General features: G+C 61.2%; 16 protein-coding genes. 12 read left to right on the forward strand and 4 right to left on the reverse strand.

The genetic code is table 11. The features are described from left to right. The first annotated feature begins 166 nt into the window (after positions 1-166). From sucC to HWV67_RS13885, 5 genes are all read left to right on the forward strand, one after another. Positions 167-1,333, forward strand: a complete 1,167-nt coding sequence (gene sucC / locus HWV67_RS13865; RefSeq protein WP_038613110.1) for an ADP-forming succinate--CoA ligase subunit beta — start codon at positions 167-169, stop codon at positions 1,331-1,333. Further along, positions 1,333-2,217 (forward strand): succinate--CoA ligase subunit alpha, encoded by an 885-nt coding sequence (sucD, locus tag HWV67_RS13870; RefSeq protein ID WP_003254203.1) that lies wholly within the window; start codon positions 1,333-1,335, stop codon positions 2,215-2,217. The genes sucC and sucD overlap by 1 nt, the downstream gene beginning before the upstream one ends. 296 nt (positions 2,218-2,513) lie before the next feature. Then, positions 2,514-3,827, forward strand: coding sequence for a branched-chain amino acid transport system II carrier protein (gene brnQ / locus HWV67_RS13875; protein ID WP_175651628.1), 1,314 nt, complete (start codon positions 2,514-2,516; stop codon positions 3,825-3,827). A 236-nt stretch (positions 3,828-4,063) separates the two neighbouring features. Beyond that, positions 4,064-4,804, forward strand: a complete 741-nt coding sequence (locus HWV67_RS13880) for a DUF599 domain-containing protein (protein ID WP_175651629.1) — start codon at positions 4,064-4,066, stop codon at positions 4,802-4,804. Beyond that, positions 4,801-5,202, forward strand: coding sequence for an MAPEG family protein (locus tag HWV67_RS13885; RefSeq protein WP_175651630.1), 402 nt, complete (start codon positions 4,801-4,803; stop codon positions 5,200-5,202). Before HWV67_RS13880 ends, HWV67_RS13885 begins: the two co-directional genes overlap by 4 nt. Before the next feature lie 48 nt (positions 5,203-5,250). Here the strand turns inward: HWV67_RS13885 and HWV67_RS13890 are convergent, their stop codons facing one another. Then, positions 5,251-5,547, reverse strand: a complete 297-nt coding sequence (locus tag HWV67_RS13890; protein WP_095157098.1) for a hypothetical protein — start codon at positions 5,545-5,547, stop codon at positions 5,251-5,253. A 157-nt stretch (positions 5,548-5,704) separates the two neighbouring features. Here HWV67_RS13890 and HWV67_RS13895 point away from each other — a divergent pair, with 157 nt between their 5' ends. The 4 genes from HWV67_RS13895 to HWV67_RS13910 all read left to right on the forward strand — a co-directional run bounded on the left by HWV67_RS13895 (position 5,705) and on the right by HWV67_RS13910 (position 9,567). Next, entirely contained in the window at positions 5,705-6,181 is a 477-nt protein-coding gene (locus HWV67_RS13895) for a PaaI family thioesterase (protein ID WP_175651631.1), read from the forward strand. Further along, complete coding sequence (locus HWV67_RS13900) at positions 6,178-6,639, forward strand: PaaI family thioesterase (protein ID WP_175651632.1); 462 nt, start codon at positions 6,178-6,180, stop codon at positions 6,637-6,639. Before HWV67_RS13895 ends, HWV67_RS13900 begins: the two co-directional genes overlap by 4 nt. A gap of 109 nt (positions 6,640-6,748) precedes the next feature. Next, the gene (gene htpG, locus HWV67_RS13905) at positions 6,749-8,653 is read left to right on the forward strand and encodes a molecular chaperone HtpG (RefSeq protein ID WP_175651633.1); all 1,905 of its coding nucleotides are present in this window, start codon (positions 6,749-6,751) and stop codon (positions 8,651-8,653) included. Between the two features lie 188 nt (positions 8,654-8,841). Beyond that, a complete protein-coding gene (locus HWV67_RS13910) occupies positions 8,842-9,567 on the forward strand; it encodes a dienelactone hydrolase family protein (protein ID WP_175651634.1) in 726 nt (241 codons plus the stop codon). A gap of 44 nt (positions 9,568-9,611) precedes the next feature. Here the strand turns inward: HWV67_RS13910 and HWV67_RS13915 are convergent, their stop codons facing one another. After that, positions 9,612-10,472 carry a pirin family protein gene (locus HWV67_RS13915; RefSeq protein ID WP_175651635.1) on the reverse strand — a complete coding sequence of 287 codons (861 nt, stop codon included), beginning with the start codon at positions 10,470-10,472 and terminating at the stop codon, positions 9,612-9,614. Positions 10,473-10,578: 106 nt separating this feature from the next. Here HWV67_RS13915 and HWV67_RS13920 point away from each other — a divergent pair, with 106 nt between their 5' ends. From HWV67_RS13920 to HWV67_RS13930, 3 genes are all read left to right on the forward strand, one after another. Continuing rightward, positions 10,579-11,583 (forward strand): amidohydrolase family protein, encoded by a 1,005-nt coding sequence (locus tag HWV67_RS13920; RefSeq protein WP_175651636.1) that lies wholly within the window; start codon positions 10,579-10,581, stop codon positions 11,581-11,583. A gap of 69 nt (positions 11,584-11,652) precedes the next feature. Next, complete coding sequence (locus tag HWV67_RS13925) at positions 11,653-12,117, forward strand: DUF3859 domain-containing protein (RefSeq protein ID WP_095157105.1); 465 nt, start codon at positions 11,653-11,655, stop codon at positions 12,115-12,117. A 137-nt stretch (positions 12,118-12,254) separates the two neighbouring features. Continuing rightward, positions 12,255-13,880: a methyl-accepting chemotaxis protein gene (locus HWV67_RS13930; protein WP_175651637.1), complete on the forward strand. Its 1,626-nt coding sequence runs from the start codon at positions 12,255-12,257 to the stop codon at positions 13,878-13,880. Between the two features lie 91 nt (positions 13,881-13,971). Here the strand turns inward: HWV67_RS13930 and fabB are convergent, their stop codons facing one another. Beyond that, positions 13,972-15,192 carry a beta-ketoacyl-ACP synthase I gene (fabB, locus tag HWV67_RS13935; protein WP_095157107.1) on the reverse strand — a complete coding sequence of 407 codons (1,221 nt, stop codon included), beginning with the start codon at positions 15,190-15,192 and terminating at the stop codon, positions 13,972-13,974. 11 nt (positions 15,193-15,203) lie between these two features. After that, the gene (gene fabA, locus HWV67_RS13940) at positions 15,204-15,719 is read right to left on the reverse strand and encodes a 3-hydroxyacyl-[acyl-carrier-protein] dehydratase FabA (RefSeq protein WP_095157108.1); all 516 of its coding nucleotides are present in this window, start codon (positions 15,717-15,719) and stop codon (positions 15,204-15,206) included. Positions 15,720-15,857 lie beyond the last annotated feature (138 nt).

Consider the following 15,857-nt stretch of genomic DNA (forward strand, 5'->3'; position numbering starts at 1 on the left):
AACCACGGCGGGCGGCCCGTCGTGAGTCTTGCGTGCATGACTCACCGCGGAAAGTCCGCCGGACTCGAACTCCCGGAGCATACCGGGAGCAAGCGGTCACAGGTGGCGCGGCACTCCAGTGGAGCGCAGCGCCGAAGCGCAGTACCTAACGAAGACGGTAAAAAGCATGAATCTTCACGAGTATCAGGGTAAGCAGCTGTTCGCTGAATACGGCCTGCCAGTTTCCAAGGGTTTCGCAGTCGACACCCCTGAAGCAGCAGCAGAAGCCTGCGAAAAAATCGGTGGCACCGAGTGGGTTGTCAAAGCCCAGGTTCACGCCGGTGGTCGCGGTAAAGCAGGCGGCGTCAAGCTGGTTCGCAGCAAGGAAGACGCCAAGGCGTTCGCTGCGCAATGGTTGGGCAAGCGTCTGGTGACTTACCAGACCGACGCCAACGGTCAGCCAGTGACCAAGATCCTGGTCGAATCCTGCACTGACATCGCCAAAGAGCTGTATCTGGGCGCTGTAGTCGATCGTTCGAGCCGCCGTATCGTGTTCATGGCTTCCACCGAAGGTGGCGTGGACATCGAGAAAGTCGCTCACGACACTCCCGAGAAGATCATCAAGGCTACTATCGATCCACTGGTCGGCGCTCAGCCGTTCCAGGGTCGTGAACTGGCTTTCCAGCTGGGTCTGGAAGGCAAGCAAGTTGCTCAGTTCGCCAAGATTTTCGTAGGCCTGGCCAAGCTGTTCAAAGAACACGACCTGGCCCTGCTGGAAGTCAACCCGCTGGTGATCAAGGCTGACGGCGATCTGCATTGCCTGGACGCCAAGATCAACATCGACGCCAACGCCATGTACCGTCAGCCTAAGCTGAAAACCTTCCACGACCCGTCCCAGGACGACCCTCGTGAAGCCCACGCTGCCAGCTTCGAGCTGAACTACGTGGCGCTGGAAGGCAACATCGGTTGCATGGTCAACGGTGCTGGCCTGGCCATGGGTACCATGGACATCGTCAACCTGCACGGCGGCAAGCCAGCCAACTTCCTCGACGTGGGCGGCGGTGCTACCAAAGAACGCGTTACCGAAGCATTCAAGATCATTCTGTCCGACAGCAATGTCGCGGCCGTTCTGGTCAACATCTTCGGCGGCATCGTTCGTTGCGACATGATTGCCGAAGGCATCATCGGTGCAGTGAAAGAAGTTGGCGTCAAGGTACCGGTTGTTGTTCGTCTGGAAGGCAACAACGCTGAACTGGGCGCTAAAGTACTGGCAGAAAGCGGTTTGAACATCATTGCGGCCACCAGCCTGACCGACGCTGCTCAACAAGTTGTCAAAGCTGCGGAGGGCAAGTAATGAGCGTCCTGATCAATAAAGACACCAAAGTTATCTGCCAGGGCTTCACCGGCTCGCAAGGTACCTTCCACTCCGAACAAGCCATCGCCTACGGCACCAAGATGGTCGGCGGCGTTACTCCAGGCAAGGGTGGCACCACCCACCTGGGCCTGCCGGTGTTCAACACCGTCAAGGAAGCTGTGGAAGCTACCGGCGCTGACGCTTCGGTCATCTACGTTCCGGCTCCTTTCTGCAAAGATTCGATCCTGGAAGCGGCCTTCGGCGGCATCAAGCTGATCGTCTGCATCACCGAGGGTATCCCTACCCTTGACATGCTGGATGCCAAGGTCAAGTGCGACGAGCTGGGTGTTACCCTGATCGGCCCTAACTGCCCAGGCGTCATCACTCCGGGCGAGTGCAAGATCGGCATCATGCCTGGTCACATCCACTTGCCAGGCAAGGTCGGTATCGTTTCCCGTTCCGGCACCCTGACCTATGAAGCGGTCAAGCAGACCACTGACGCCGGTTTCGGTCAGTCCACCTGCGTTGGTATCGGTGGTGACCCGATCCCAGGCTCGAACTTCATCGACATCCTGAAGCTGTTCCAGGAAGACCCGAAAACCGAAGCCATCGTCATGATCGGTGAAATCGGTGGTTCGGCTGAAGAAGAAGCGGCTGCCTACATCAAGGCACACGTGACCAAGCCAGTGGTTTCCTACATCGCCGGTGTGACTGCCCCAGCGGGCAAGCGCATGGGCCATGCTGGCGCCATCATCTCTGGCGGCAAAGGCACTGCGGACGAGAAGTTCGCTGCCCTGCAGGACGCGGGCGTCAAAACCGTGCGTTCGCTGGCCGACATCGGTAAGGCCCTGGCCGAGCTGACCGGTTGGGAAGCCAAGAAGTAATCCTTCTTCGCTGATGCAGTAGAGAAAGGCCACCTTCGGGTGGCCTTTTTCGTTGGGGTAAATTTTGATTCAGCGCAACCGTTTGCGACATAGAGATTCGCTTATCGGACAAGCCGCCTTGCGGTCGTGCGCCCGCCCGGCAAATTCGTTAACATGCGCACTCTTTTTGTGCCCGCTCCCCAAAAGGGAGCGCCACGCGTTAAAGGTCCGCCTCATCCGGGTGGATAAAACATTTCCCTAATCCAAGGGGAAATCCCTCTCTAAATTCCGATTTCAGTAGTGTGGTATTTCCTTAAATGAAAGTGTTGAAAGGCCAGGACATCCTGGCGCTTGGCTTCATGACGTTCGCGTTGTTCGTCGGGGCCGGCAATATTATTTTCCCGCCAATCGTTGGTTTGCAGTCCGGTCCGAACGTGTGGATGGCGGCCCTGGGCTTCCTGGTCACCGCAGTAGGCCTACCGGTCGTTACCGTCGTCGCGCTGGCCAAGGTCGGTGGTGGCATGGACGCGCTGAGCAGTCCGATCGGCAAGGTGGCCGGTGGCCTGTTGGCGGCGGCTGCGTACCTGGCTGTCGGCCCGCTGGTCGCCACGCCGCGTACCGCCACCGTGTCCTTCGAAGTGGGCGTGGCGCCGTTGACCGGTGAAAGCCCGATCGCCTTGTTCATCTACAGCCTGGTGTATTGCACCGTCGTGCTGGCGGTGTCGATGTATCCGGGCAAGCTGCTGGATACCGTCGGTCGCTTCCTCGCGCCGCTGAAGATCATCGCCCTGGCGGTGCTTGGCATCGCGGCGTTCGCGCTGCCTGCTGGCACCATCGGCGAGGCGCAGCCGGCCTACGTGGCGGCGCCGTTCTCGCAGGGGTTCATTCAGGGTTACCTGACCATGGATACCCTGGGTGCACTGGTGTTCGGCATCGTTATCGTCAACGCGATCCGCTCCCGTGGGGTTGAGTCGCCGCGTCTGATCACCCGTTACGCGATCATTGCCGGCCTGATCGCCGGCCTTGGCCTGACCCTGGTGTACGTCAGCCTGTTCCGCCTGGGTGCCGGTAGCCATGACATCGCGGCCAACGCCGGCAATGGCGCGGTGGTCCTGCATGCTTACGTGCAACACACCTTCGGCTCGCTGGGCAGTGGCTTCCTTGCCGTGCTGATCGCGCTGGCATGCCTGGTGACTGCGGTTGGCCTGACCTGTGCCTGCGCCGAGTACTTCAGCCGTATCCTGCCGCTGTCCTATCGCGCGCTGGTGGTCCTGCTGGCGGCGTTCTCGCTGGTGGTCTCGAACCTCGGTCTGACCAAGCTGATCATGTTCTCCGTGCCGGTACTCACCGCGATCTATCCGCCGTGCATCGTGCTGGTAGGCTTGAGCTTCTGCAAAGGCATGTGGCACTCGCAAACCCGGATCATGGCGCCTGTCATGGCGGTCTCCCTGCTGTTCGGCGTGATCGACGCCCTCAAGGGCGCGAAGCTGGATGCCTGGATGCCGGCGTCGTTCGCTCACCTGCCGCTGAGCGAGCAGGGGCTGGCCTGGCTGGTGCCATGCGTAGCGACCCTGCTCGTCGCCGTGGTCTGCGACCGCATGCTAGGCAAGCCGCGTGAAGTGATTGCCTGACTGAATCGCCAAGGGGCAGGGTAAGGCCACAAGCCACTGATACCCGCCCCGGGCGCTTCCAAAAGCCCCGTCTCCTACCCAGGAGACGGGGCTTTTGCTTTCTGGAGGGCAGGCCTTTTCTTGTCGCTTGCAGCTATAAGCTCGAAGCTGCCTTTTTAGTGTCTTTTTTTGTTCGTTGGCGTCGAAACCCGGTCGCTGCACTTTACTGTGCAGGCCATCTTCTTCCGGGAATGTCCATGAGCTTCATTCAAAACAATCTGATCAATCTTCTGGCTGCCATCTGGTTCATCGCCTGCTGGGGCGGTTACACCCGTTACGCGACCTGGAAGGGCCGCGACACCGCGTGCCTGGCCAGCGTGATGCACCTCTACCGTGAAGACTGGATGCGCCGCATGCTGCTGCGCGACAACCGGATCGCCGACGCCAGCGTGATCGGCAACCTTGAGCGCAACGCCTCGTTCTTCGCCTCCAGCACCCTGATCATTCTCGCCGGTATTCTCACCGTGCTCGGCTCTTCGGATCGGGCGCTGTCGTTGCTGGCCGACCTGCCATTGGTGCAGCAGGCGTCCCAGAGCATGTCCGAGATCAAGCTGCTGTGCCTGGCCATGGTCTTCGTCTACGCCTTCTTCACCTTCAGTTGGTGCATGCGCCAGTACAACTTCGCGGCAGTGCTGGTGGGCTCGGCGCCGATGATCGGTGAGCGCCAGGTCAGCGAGATGGAGCGCAAGGCCTTTGCTTCGCGGGGCGCCCGGGTCATTTCGATGGCGGCGAACCAGTTCAACTTCGGCCTGCGTTCCTACTACTTCGGAATGACCATGCTCAGCTGGTTCATCAGCCCGTGGATGTTCATGGTGATGAGTGCGGGCGTGGTGCTGGTGCTCTACCGCCGGGAGTTTCATTCCGACGTGCTCGACGTGATGGTCTATACCCCTACAGACGTATCATCGTCCGAGCCTGGCAAGGAGGCGCTTCCGTGAGTATTCCGTTCTGGTGTGTATTGATCAGTGCCGTGCTGATTTTTGTCGCGCGAATCCCGGTGAGCCGGGCCATGAAAGAGCAGGGCGGTTATGACAACCATCTGCCGCGGGAGCAGCAGGCGCGCTTGACTGGCCTCGGTGCCCGGGCCGTAGCGTCGCACCAGAACAGTTTCGAGGCGTTCATGCTATTTGCGGTGGGTGTGCTGATGGCGCATACCACCCAGACCCAGGGTTTTCTGATCGATGCCCTGGCGATCATCTTTGTTCTGGCGCGGATTATTTATTTGCCGCTGTACTGGTATGACTTTGCCTGGCAACGCACACTCGTCTGGAGTGTTGGCCTGATCTGTTCACTCTTGTTGATGTTGAGCCCAACGTTCAGACAGCTTTTGATATGAATAAAAAAACCCGACCTGAGTCGGGTTTTTTTATTCCAGCAAGAACGCTTACTTGGCAGGTTCTGCAGGAGCAGCTGGTGCAGCAGGCGCGGCTTCTGGTGCTGGAGCCGGAGCGGCTGGAGCGGCTTCTTCAGCAGCTTTCTGTTGCGCTTCGGCACTGTCTTTGGCGGCTTCGGCGTTTTCTTTGGCAGCCTCGTTCACTTTATCCTGAGCTTCGTCCATCTTCTGCTGGGCTTGCTCGGCATGTTGTTGGGCGTCTTGAGCCTTGTTCTCGCTGGCTTTATCGCAAGCGGCGAGGCCCAGAGCAGCGGCGAGCATAACGGCATAAGCAAAAGGTTTACGCATGGGGTGTTTCTCCTTGTGGAATAACTTTACTTAAACCATTCGAGTTGTCTCTGCCGGTTTAAGTTCCGCGCACCATACACATATATAAGTTACGGATCCATATAGACTTTTTGCTGGTCTTATGCAGGTCCGCACAAGGCTCGAGGAATAACCAGAAATGAATGAAACGCCGTTGATGGGGCGTGCCAGGCGCTTCCTTTCCGCCTTGCGCCACTGCCAGGTACTGAACATGCAAGTTCAAGCCGCGGACGACACAGGCATCACACTGCTGCTGCCTTATTCACCCTCTATTGTTGGCAACCCGCAGACCGGATCGATCCATGGCGGCGCCATCACCACGCTGATGGACACCGCGCTCGGGATGGCCACGCTGTGCGTGCTGCCTGAATTCGAGGTGTGCCCGACCCTCGATCTGCGCATCGACTACATGAGCCCGGGTGTCGCCGATCAGGATGTGTACGGCCATGCCCATTGCTATCGGGTCAGCCGCGATGTGATCTTCATCCGTGGCACCGCCTACCAGGACGATCCCGCGCAACCGATCGCCGAGGTGGTCGGCACTTATATGCGCCTGGGCAAGGACATCAAGGGCGGCCTGGGCTTCTCCCGCAAGTTGAAGGAGGGTACGCAATGATCCCGACCGATATCCACGCTCAACTGCGCGAAGCCCATGCCCGGGGCGATTACTCGCAGCTGCTGCAATTCATTCCTTATGCCGGGCTGATCGGCATCCAATGCAGTCGCGACGGCGATGACCTGCTGTTTCGCCTGCCGGCCAACCCGGACAATATCGGCAACCCCTTGCTGCCGGCGATCCACGGCGGCGTGATCGCCGGCTTCATGGAATTGTCTGCGGCGCTCTACCTGCTGATCTTCAGCGAGAGTGCGAGCGTGCCGAAAATCATCGACTTCTCCATCGACTACCTGCGTGCCGGATATTTCCGCGACACCTACGCGCGCTGCCAGTTGTGGCGCCAGGGGCGGCGGGTAACCAACGTGGCGATTACCGCCTGGCAGACCGATCCAAGCGAGCCGATCGCCACTGCCCGCGCGCACTTCAAGATCAAAGAGCTGACCGCGCCCTTGAAATAGCCCGGTGCGTCCCCCATCTGCTGTTCATCCCGCCACGCAAGGCCGGGCGAGTGCCTTCGGGCCCGTCAGCCAGCGTGACCAATGCCATCAGATCGGAGTTTTGAAGACCATGAGCGTGGAGTCACAAAAAGAAACCCTGGGCTTCCAGACCGAGGTGAAGCAACTGCTGCACCTCATGATCCACTCGCTGTACTCGAACAAGGAAATCTTCCTCCGGGAGCTGATTTCCAACGCCTCCGACGCCGTGGACAAACTGCGTTTCGAAGCGCTGTCCAAGCCTGAGCTGCTGGAAGGCGGCGCGGACCTGAAAATCCGCGTCAGCTTCGACAAGGATGCCGGTACCGTCACCCTCGAAGACAACGGCATCGGCATGAGCCGCGAAGACGTGATCGCGCACCTGGGCACCATCGCCAAGTCCGGCACCGCCGACTTCATGAAAAACCTCACCGGCGACCAGAAGAAAGATTCGCACCTGATCGGCCAGTTCGGTGTGGGCTTCTATTCGGCGTTCATCGTCGCCGACAAGGTTGACGTATTCAGCCGCCGCGCCGGCCTGCCGGCCGCCGAGGGCGTGCACTGGTCGTCGAAGGGCGAGGGTGATTTCGAAGTTGCCACCGTCGAAAAAGCCGAGCGCGGTACCCGCATCGTCCTGCACCTGAAAAAAGACGAAACCGAGTTCGCCGATGGCTGGCGTCTGCGCAACGTCATCAAGAAATATTCCGACCACATCGCCCTGCCGATCGAGCTGCCGAAGCAGGTCGAAGTTGCCGAGGGTGAAGAAGCACCGGCCGAAGAATGGGAAACCGTCAACCGCGCCAGCGCCCTGTGGACCCGTCCGCGTACCGAGATCAAGGACGAGGAATACCAGGAGTTCTACAAGCACATCGGCCACGATTTCGAGAACCCGCTGGCCTGGAGCCACAACAAGGTCGAAGGCAAGCTGGAATACAACTCGCTGCTGTACGTCCCGGCCCGCGCGCCGTTCGACCTGTACCAGCGCGAAGCGCCACGCGGCCTGAAGCTGTATGTGCAGCGCGTGTTCATCATGGACCAGGCGGAATCCTTCCTGCCGCTGTACCTGCGCTTCATCAAGGGTGTGGTCGATTCGAACGACCTGTCGCTGAACGTCTCCCGTGAGATCCTGCAGAAAGACCCGATCATCGACTCGATGAAATCGGCGCTGACCAAGCGTGTCCTGGACATGCTGGAGAAGCTGGCGAAGAACGAGCCTGAGCAGTACAAGTCGTTCTGGAAGAACTTCGGCCAGGTGCTGAAGGAAGGCCCGGCGGAAGACTTCGCCAACAAGGAGAAGATCGCCGGCCTGCTGCGCTTTGCCTCCACTGGCGACGACAGCGGCGAGCAGAGCGTGTCCCTGGCTGACTACCTGGCGCGCGCCAAGGAAGGTCAGGACAAGATCTACTTCCTCACCGGCGAGTCCTACGCGCAGGTCAAGAACAGCCCGCACCTTGAAGTCTTCCGCAAGAAAGGCATCGAAGTGCTGCTGCTGACCGACCGTATCGACGAGTGGCTGATGAGCTACCTGAGCGATTTCGACGGCAAGGGCTTTGTCGATGTCGCCCGCGGCGACCTGGACCTGGGCAAGCTGGACTCCGAGGAGGACAAGAAAGCCCAGGAAGAAGTCGCCAAGGACAAGGAAGGCCTGGTGGAACGCCTCAAGGCCGCGCTGGGTGACAGCGTCAGTGAAGTGCGCGTCTCGCACCGCCTGACCGACTCGCCGGCGATCCTGGCCATCGGTGAACAGGACCTGGGCCTGCAAATGCGCCAGATCCTCGAAGCCAGCGGGCAGAAGGTGCCGGATTCCAAGCCGATCTTCGAATTCAACCCGAGCCACCCGCTGATCGAGAAACTGGATCACGAGCAGAGCGAAGACCGTTTCGCCGACTTCTCGCACATCCTCTTCGATCAGGCTGCACTGGCTGCGGGCGATAGTCTGAAAGACCCGGCGGCCTATGTTCGCCGCTTGAACAAACTGCTGGTCGAACTCTCGGTTTGATCTAGTGTTGGAAAAGCCCGCCTCGGCGTGATGCCAGTCAGTTAGGGCAGTTGGGGCCTTCGCGAGCAAGCTCGCTCCTACAGAATCGACACTGAACCTGTAGGAGCGAGCTCGCGAAGGGCCCCAATCGCTTTAACTGACAGGCACTACGCCTCGGCGGGCTTTTTTCATGGTGCAAGGAGGATTGAATGAGCAAGGTGACAATCGAGTCGCTGGTTTACCACATCGCCGGCAAAGCCTATGAAAGCCGTCTGGTCTACACCCATGGTGCGTTGCAGCAGCCCGGGTTGGTGATGGCGCCGAACTGGATGGGTATCAGCGAAGGCGCCGAGCGCATCGCCAAGGCCGTGGCCGAGCAAGGTTATGTGGTGTTGATCGCCGACCTCTACGGTCAGTCGGTACGGCCACAGAATGCGGATGAGGCGGGGGCGGCGATGATGCCGCTGAAAAACGACCGTGCCGAGTTGCGCAAACGCATGCAGGGCGCTCTGGCCCAGCTGCTTGGGCAGTCGAAGGCGGTGCTGACGCCCGGCAAGCTGGCGGCGTTCGGTTTCTGTTTCGGCGGTTGCTGCGCGCTGGAACTGGCCCGCGATGGCGCGCCACTGAGTGCTGCCGTGTCGTTCCACGGCACGCTGGACACGCCGAACGCCGAGGATGCCCGCAACATCAAGGGCTCGGTGCTGGTGTTGCACGGTGCGTCGGATCCGTTGGTGCCGCGCGAGCAGTTGCCGGCGTTCGAGGCGGAAATGAATGCTGCCGGCGTCGACTGGCAGTTGCTCAGCTACGGCGGCGCAGTGCATTCCTTCACTGACCCGGCAGCCAATGTGCCGGGCAAGATGAAGTACGACGCGCGCACGTCCAAGCGGGCATTCCATGCGATGCACAACCTGTTGGACGAAGTGTTCAAGGCCTGACGTGATCGCTGCGGTTCGGCGCCCCGAACCGCAGCGATGCAGACTCAAGGCAGCTCGATTCTCCCGGTCTCCCCCTCGACCACCGGCCAATCCCCGGCCGCCCATTTTTCCCGGGCGTTCTCAATCAGCGCCGGATCACTCGCGACAAAATTCCAGTTCATCCGCCTTGGCCCATCCAGCGGCGCGCCGCCGAACACCACCAGATGGCTTTCGCTCTCGGCGTACAGGCTTGCTTCCTCTCCCTCCGGCAAGACCACCAGCGTGGCGGGCTCCAGTCGTTCATCGTTCAGTTGTACTTCCCCGGCCAGCACATACACCGCCCGCTGCTGATGCTCCGTGGGTACGCACAGCGTAGTCGCCGCCTGCATCCGCACCTCGGCGTAAAGGGTGGGGGAGAGCACCGGCACCGGTGATTCAAGGCAGAAGCCGCTGCCCGCGATCATACGGATCTTCACGCCCAATGCATCACTGGTCGGCAGGCTGTCGGCCGTGTGATGGCTGTAGTGGCCGGCACCTTGTTCCGCGGACTTCGGCGACGCCAGCCAGACTTGCAGCCCATGCAGCCGCGAGCCCGTTTCCAGCAGATCGGCCGGGGTGCGTTCGACGTGGGCGATGGCGGCGCCAGCGGTCATCCAGCTCACCTCGCCGGGCCGGACCCGCTGATGCGAACCGAGGCTGTCCTTGTGCAGCAGCTCGCCTTCGAACAGGTAAGTCAGGGTCGACAGGCCGATATGCGGGTGCTGGCGGATATCCATGCCATGGCCCGGGGCGTAGGTGGTTTGCAGCATGTGGTCGAAGAACACGAAGGGCCCGACGCTACGGCATTTTGCCGACGGCAGCGGGCGCAGGATGGGCTGGCCTTCCACCGACTCAGCGCGGGGACGGATTACCAGGGGCGAGGTCATGCGGGGCTCCAGGCCGAAACGGATGGGCCTAGCATAGCCCGACCGCCGAACCCCGGGGAGAGGCCTGCTGTCTACCCTGTCCGAAGAATGGCAAAGGAGCGTGGGAATGCTCGCAAGACACCTGAGTGGATTCATGCTGAGCGGGCTGCTGATCGCCGGGGCCGAGGCGCGTGAGTACCACTACAGCGACGCGCACCTGCACTACGTCGATTTCTTTCAGGAAAGCGAGGGCATGCCGGCACTGCTGGAGGCGATGGACAAGGCGCGGATCGACCAGGCGATGATCAGCGGCATCCCGGTGGCCAAGAAGTGGCACGAAGACGAACCCAAGCGCCCGCGTTACTACGCGGGTGACGACGCCGATGCCTATTGGTACAGCGCCACGGATATCTACGTGGCGGCGGCGTTGCAAAAACTCACCCCGGAGCAACGCAAGCGTTTTCACCCTTTCCTGTCCGGCTTCAATCCGGTGGACAAGAATGCCGTGGCCCATATCGAGCGCATGCTGGAACTGCATCCCGGCCTCTGGCAGGGCATCGGCGAGGTGTTCACCCGGCACGACGACCTCACCGCGCTGACCAGCGGCGACACGCCACGGGCCAACAACGAGGCGATGACGCGGATCTACCACCTGGCCGCCGAGCAGGACATGCCGGTGCTGCTCCACTCCAACATCACCTCCAAGCGCGAGCGCAACCCGCTGTACCTGGCGGAGATCGAGGAGCCGCTGCGCAATCATCCGCACACACGCTTCATCTGGGCCCATGCCGGCAGCAGCCTGGAGATCCATCGCCACCAGACGCGGATGGATTTTCTCCTGCCGACCCTGGAACGCCTGCTGGAGACCTATCCCAACCTTTATGTCGATCTGTCCTGGAGCGTCCTGCAACCTTATCTGCTGGATGAGCAGGGCACGCCTGACCGCCAGTGGCTGGCGCTGGTGGAGCGCTTTCCCGAGCGTTTCATGCTTGGCTCCGACGTGGTCGGACGTTTCGGCAGACTGGGTGAGCAATTGCACGGTTTCGATCCGTTTCTCGACGCGCTGCCCGAAGGCATCGCGCGCAAAGTCGCGCGGGAAAACTTCCTCGCGGTGTTGCCGAAACCGCGTTGAGCGGGATTGTCATCAGCCTGTCATGCCCGAGTCATAGTCTGCCGCGATCCACTACAGAGGAAGCGCAGTATGTTGACTAGCCGTTTGAGCGCCCTGGTCGGGCTGATGTGCATCGCAGGCGTTGCCAGTGCCGAGGTGCGGGTGCAGGGACCGGTTGAATATGGCGTGTTCGAAACCAAGCTGCAAAACGCCCAGCCGGGCGAGCGGGTGCTGACCATGAACAGCCAGACCATCCAGTCGACAGATGAGGTTCCGGCCAAATTGGGCAGCAAATTTGGCATCCGCTACCGGCTGGAAGGCAAAACCGCCGAGGACACCCCGCTGACACTGCTGTATCTGACCCCCGGTATTGTCACCCCCGATGGCAAGCGCCACGACAAGTTCGAAGTGGTGCAGAAACTGGTGCCGGGCGCCGCGATGGACGTGATGGCCTATGAGTTTACCGAGCACCACGAAGCGGTGCCGGGCACCTGGCATTTCATGGTGTTCCAGGGCGACCGCCTGCTCGCGGAGAAGCAATTTACAGTTCGCTGAGTTCCGCCCGCTGCTGTTCCGGCAATCATTAGGCGTTTTGATATCACCAATTCTTCTTACGCAAAACTCCAACGGCCCGATACCGTCTAAGCATGTCGGCTGCAGACCTGAGCAGCGCTTGCGGAAGGAACCGTTCGATGAGTCTGAGAAGCTTGAACATAGCGCCCCGGGCCGGATTGGGGTTCGGCCTGTTGGCGCTGTTGGTGATTGCCCTGGGGACATTCGCGCTGTCGCAGATGGCGAGCATGCGCGAGCAGTCCGACCAGGTGGAGAACAACTGGTTGCCCAGCGTGATCAACGTCGGGCAGATGAGCCAGGACATGCTGCGGGTGCGCGCCTTGACCTTGCGGCTACTGGTGAATCGTGACCCCAAGGCGCAGCAGCAAAACATTTCCCGCATCGAAACCCTCAAAGAAAATCTCGCCAAGGCGCAAAAGACCTACGACGCACTGATCGTGCTGCCGGAGGAGCGCACGCTGTTCGACCGCTACCTGGAGCTGCAGAAACAGTACTTCGTCTTGCAGGGGCAGGTGATGAGCGAGGCGTCCCAGGGGCGGGTCGAGGCGGCGGTGGAGGTGGTCAATGGTGAGATGAACCAGTTGGCCGACACCCTGACCGCGACGCTGAATGAACTGATCGATCTCAATAACCACTACGCCAACGTCGCCACCGATCTGGCACAGACGGTGTACGTCGGGGCGCGCTTCTGGGTGATTACCCTGTTGCTCGGTGCGCTGGTCCTGACCGTGGTGCTGGCCCTGGTGCTGACCCGCAGCATCGTCCATCCGCTCGCGCAGTCGCTGCAGGTCGCCGAGGTGGTTGCCACCGGCGACCTGACCCCGCAGATCACCATCAACGGTAAGGATGAGCCGGCGCGTCTGCTGGTGGCGCTCAAGACCATGCAGCAAAGCCTGCGTGACACCATCGGGCGGATCTCCGACTCGTCCAATCAACTGGCCTCGGCCTCCGAGGAGCTTAGCGCGGTGACCGAGGACGCGACCCGCGGCCTGCAGCAGCAGACCCAGGAAATCGAGCAGGCGGCGACCGCAGTCAACCAGATGACCGCGGCGGTGGAGGAGGTGGCCAGCAACGCCGTGGCGACCTCACAGGCTTCCCAGGAGTCCGATCGCATCGCCCGTCAGGGGCGTGAGCAGGTGCGCCTGACGGTGGTGTCCATCGAGGAGCTGGCGGCGGGTGTCAGCACCAACGCTGATGAAGTCGGGCAACTGGCGGAGCGGGTGCACGGCATTTCCAAGGTGCTGGACGTGATTGGCTCGATTGCCGAACAGACCAATCTGCTGGCGCTCAACGCTGCGATCGAGGCGGCGCGGGCGGGTGATGCCGGGCGCGGTTTCGCCGTGGTGGCCGACGAGGTGCGGGCGCTGGCCCATCGCACCCAGCAATCGACCCGGGAAATCGAGCAGATGATCGATGGCATCCAGCAGGGCAGCGACCGGGCGGTGGGTGGCATGCAGCAGACCCGCGAGCGGGCACGCCACACGCTGGACGGCGCGCATGCCGCCGGAGAGGCGCTGGAGGAAATCGCTCAGGCCATCAGCCGGATCAATGAACGCAACCTGGTGATCGCCAGTGCGTCGGAGCAGCAGGCGGCGGTGGCGCGGGAAGTGGACCGCAACCTGACCAATATTCGCGACCTGGCGTTGCAGAGTTCGGCGGGGGCCAGCCAGACGGTGGAGGCGAGTCAGGCGTTGTCGCAGTTGGCGGTGGAGCTGAATGCGTTGGTGGGGCGGTTTTCGGTGTAGGGGGGGGCTGACCGCAACCCAAAAATCCGGTCCTCAAAATGAAAAACGCCCCGAACCAGTCGGGGCGTTTTTCATGCAAGAGCGTCAGCCCTTACTTGCCTTCCCAGCGCTTGAGCACGAGGGTGGCGTTGGTGCCGCCGAAACCGAAGCTGTTGCTCATCACGGTATCGATCTTGGCGTTTTCGCGGGTTTCGCGCAGGACCGGCAGGTCGGCGACTTCCGGGTCCAGCTCGTCGATGTTGGCGGAGCCGGCAATGAACTTGCCTTCCATCATCAGCAGGCAGTAGATCGCTTCGTGAACGCCAGCGGCGCCCAGGGAGTGACCCGACAGGCTCTTGGTGGAGCTGATGGCCGGAGCCTTGTCGCCGAACACGTGACGCACACCTTTCATTTCCGCGACGTCGCCGACCGGGGTCGAGGTGCCGTGGGTGTTCAGGTAGTCGATCGGGGTGTCGACGGTGGACAGCGCCTGTTCCATGCAGCGGATTGCGCCTTCGCCGCTTGGAGCGACCATGTCGTAGCCATCGGAAGTGGCGCCGTAGCCGACGATTTCCGCGTAGATCTTGGCGCCGCGGGCCAGAGCGTGTTCCAGCTCTTCCACGACGACCATGCCGCCACCGCCAGCGATGACGAAGCCATCACGGTCGGCGTCGTAGGCGCGGGAGGCCAGCTCAGGGGTTTCGTTGCGCTTGGTGGACAGGGCGCCCATGGCGTCGAACAGGAACGACTGGCTCCAATGCTCTTCTTCACCGCCGCCGGCGAAGACGATGTCCTGCTTGCCCCACTGGATCTGCTCCATGGCGGTGCCGATGCAGTGTGCAGACGTCGCGCAGGCCGAGGAGATCGAGTAGTTGATGCCCTTGATCTTGAACGGAGTGGCCAGGCACGCCGAAACGGTGCTGCCCATGGTGCGGGTGACACGGTACGGGCCGACGCGCTTGACGCCTTTCTCGCGCAGGGTGTCCAGCGCTTCCATCTGGTTCAGGGTCGAAGCGCCGCCGGAGCCGGCAACCAGGCCGGTACGCGGGTTGGAAACCTGCTCTTCGGTCAGGCCGGAGTCCTTGATCGCGTCCTGCATCGCCAGGTAGGCGTAGGCAGCGGCGTGACCAACGAAGCGGTAGACCTTGCGGTCGATCAGTTCTTCGAGGTTCAGGTCGATGGAGCCGGAAACCTGGCTGCGCAGCCCCATTTCCTTGTATTCCGGGTTGAAACGGATGCCCGGACGGCTTTTACGCAGGTTTTCGGAGACGGTCTCTTTGTCATTGCCCAGGCAAGAAACGATGCCCAGACCTGTGATTACGACGCGGCGCATGCGAATAACCCTTAGAAATTTTCAGTGGAAGTGAATACACCGACGCGAAGGCCTTCGGCGGTGTAGATCTCGCGACCGTCAACGCTGACCGAACCATCGGCGATGGCCATGTTCAGCTTGCCCTTCAGGACGCGCTTGATATGGATGTTGTAGGTAACCTTCTTCGCCGTCGGCAGTACCTGGCCGAAGAACTTCACTTCGCCCGAGCCCAGCGCGCGGCCGCGGCCCGGCAGACCTTGCCAGCCGAGGAAGAAGCCGACCAGTTGCCACATGGCGTCGAGGCCCAGGCAGCCCGGCATTACCGGATCGCCTTCGAAGTGGCAGGCGAAGAACCACAGGTCCGGAGTGATATCCAGCTCGGCGACCAACTCACCTTTGCCGTACTTGCCACCCTCTTCGCTGATGTGGGTGATGCGATCCACCATCAGCATGTTGGGGGCGGGCAGTTGCGCGTTACCTGGGCCGAACAGCTCACCGCGACTGCAGCGCAGCAGGTCTTCCCGAGTAAAGGCGTTTTGTTTGGTCATGCGAGCTCCTCAATAGTCCCCGTGCGGCAAGGGGCGAATCTTCCCGACCGACCCAGACCTTTCGGCCTTGGGCGGTAGCCTACCCATAGACTATTGCGTTGTAGTGAAAGTCACAGCACAAGGGACGAAGATGTACAC

The organism is Pseudomonas sp. Marseille-P9899 (assembly GCF_903166565.1).
GTDB lineage: Bacteria > Pseudomonadota > Gammaproteobacteria > Pseudomonadales > Pseudomonadaceae > Aquipseudomonas > Aquipseudomonas huaxiensis.

Bases quoted from the DNA above. Each gene is read 5' to 3' on its own strand.
- sucC (WP_038613110.1), top strand. From the start codon at position 167: ATGAATCTTCACGAGTATCAGGGTAAGCAGCTGTTCGCTGAATACGGC.
- sucD (WP_003254203.1), top strand. From the start codon at position 1,333: ATGAGCGTCCTGATCAATAAAGACACCAAAGTTATCTGCCAGGGCTTC.
- brnQ (WP_175651628.1), top strand. From the start codon at position 2,514: ATGAAAGTGTTGAAAGGCCAGGACATCCTGGCGCTTGGCTTCATGACG.
- HWV67_RS13880 (WP_175651629.1), top strand. From the start codon at position 4,064: ATGAGCTTCATTCAAAACAATCTGATCAATCTTCTGGCTGCCATCTGG.
- HWV67_RS13890 (WP_095157098.1), bottom strand. From the start codon at position 5,547: ATGCGTAAACCTTTTGCTTATGCCGTTATGCTCGCCGCTGCTCTGGGC.
- HWV67_RS13895 (WP_175651631.1), top strand. From the start codon at position 5,705: ATGAATGAAACGCCGTTGATGGGGCGTGCCAGGCGCTTCCTTTCCGCC.
- HWV67_RS13900 (WP_175651632.1), top strand. From the start codon at position 6,178: ATGATCCCGACCGATATCCACGCTCAACTGCGCGAAGCCCATGCCCGG.
- htpG (WP_175651633.1), top strand. From the start codon at position 6,749: ATGAGCGTGGAGTCACAAAAAGAAACCCTGGGCTTCCAGACCGAGGTG.
- HWV67_RS13910 (WP_175651634.1), top strand. From the start codon at position 8,842: ATGAGCAAGGTGACAATCGAGTCGCTGGTTTACCACATCGCCGGCAAA.
- HWV67_RS13915 (WP_175651635.1), bottom strand. From the start codon at position 10,472: ATGACCTCGCCCCTGGTAATCCGTCCCCGCGCTGAGTCGGTGGAAGGC.
- HWV67_RS13920 (WP_175651636.1), top strand. From the start codon at position 10,579: ATGCTCGCAAGACACCTGAGTGGATTCATGCTGAGCGGGCTGCTGATC.
- HWV67_RS13925 (WP_095157105.1), top strand. From the start codon at position 11,653: ATGTTGACTAGCCGTTTGAGCGCCCTGGTCGGGCTGATGTGCATCGCA.
- HWV67_RS13930 (WP_175651637.1), top strand. From the start codon at position 12,255: ATGAGTCTGAGAAGCTTGAACATAGCGCCCCGGGCCGGATTGGGGTTC.
- fabB (WP_095157107.1), bottom strand. From the start codon at position 15,192: ATGCGCCGCGTCGTAATCACAGGTCTGGGCATCGTTTCTTGCCTGGGC.
- fabA (WP_095157108.1), bottom strand. From the start codon at position 15,719: ATGACCAAACAAAACGCCTTTACTCGGGAAGACCTGCTGCGCTGCAGT.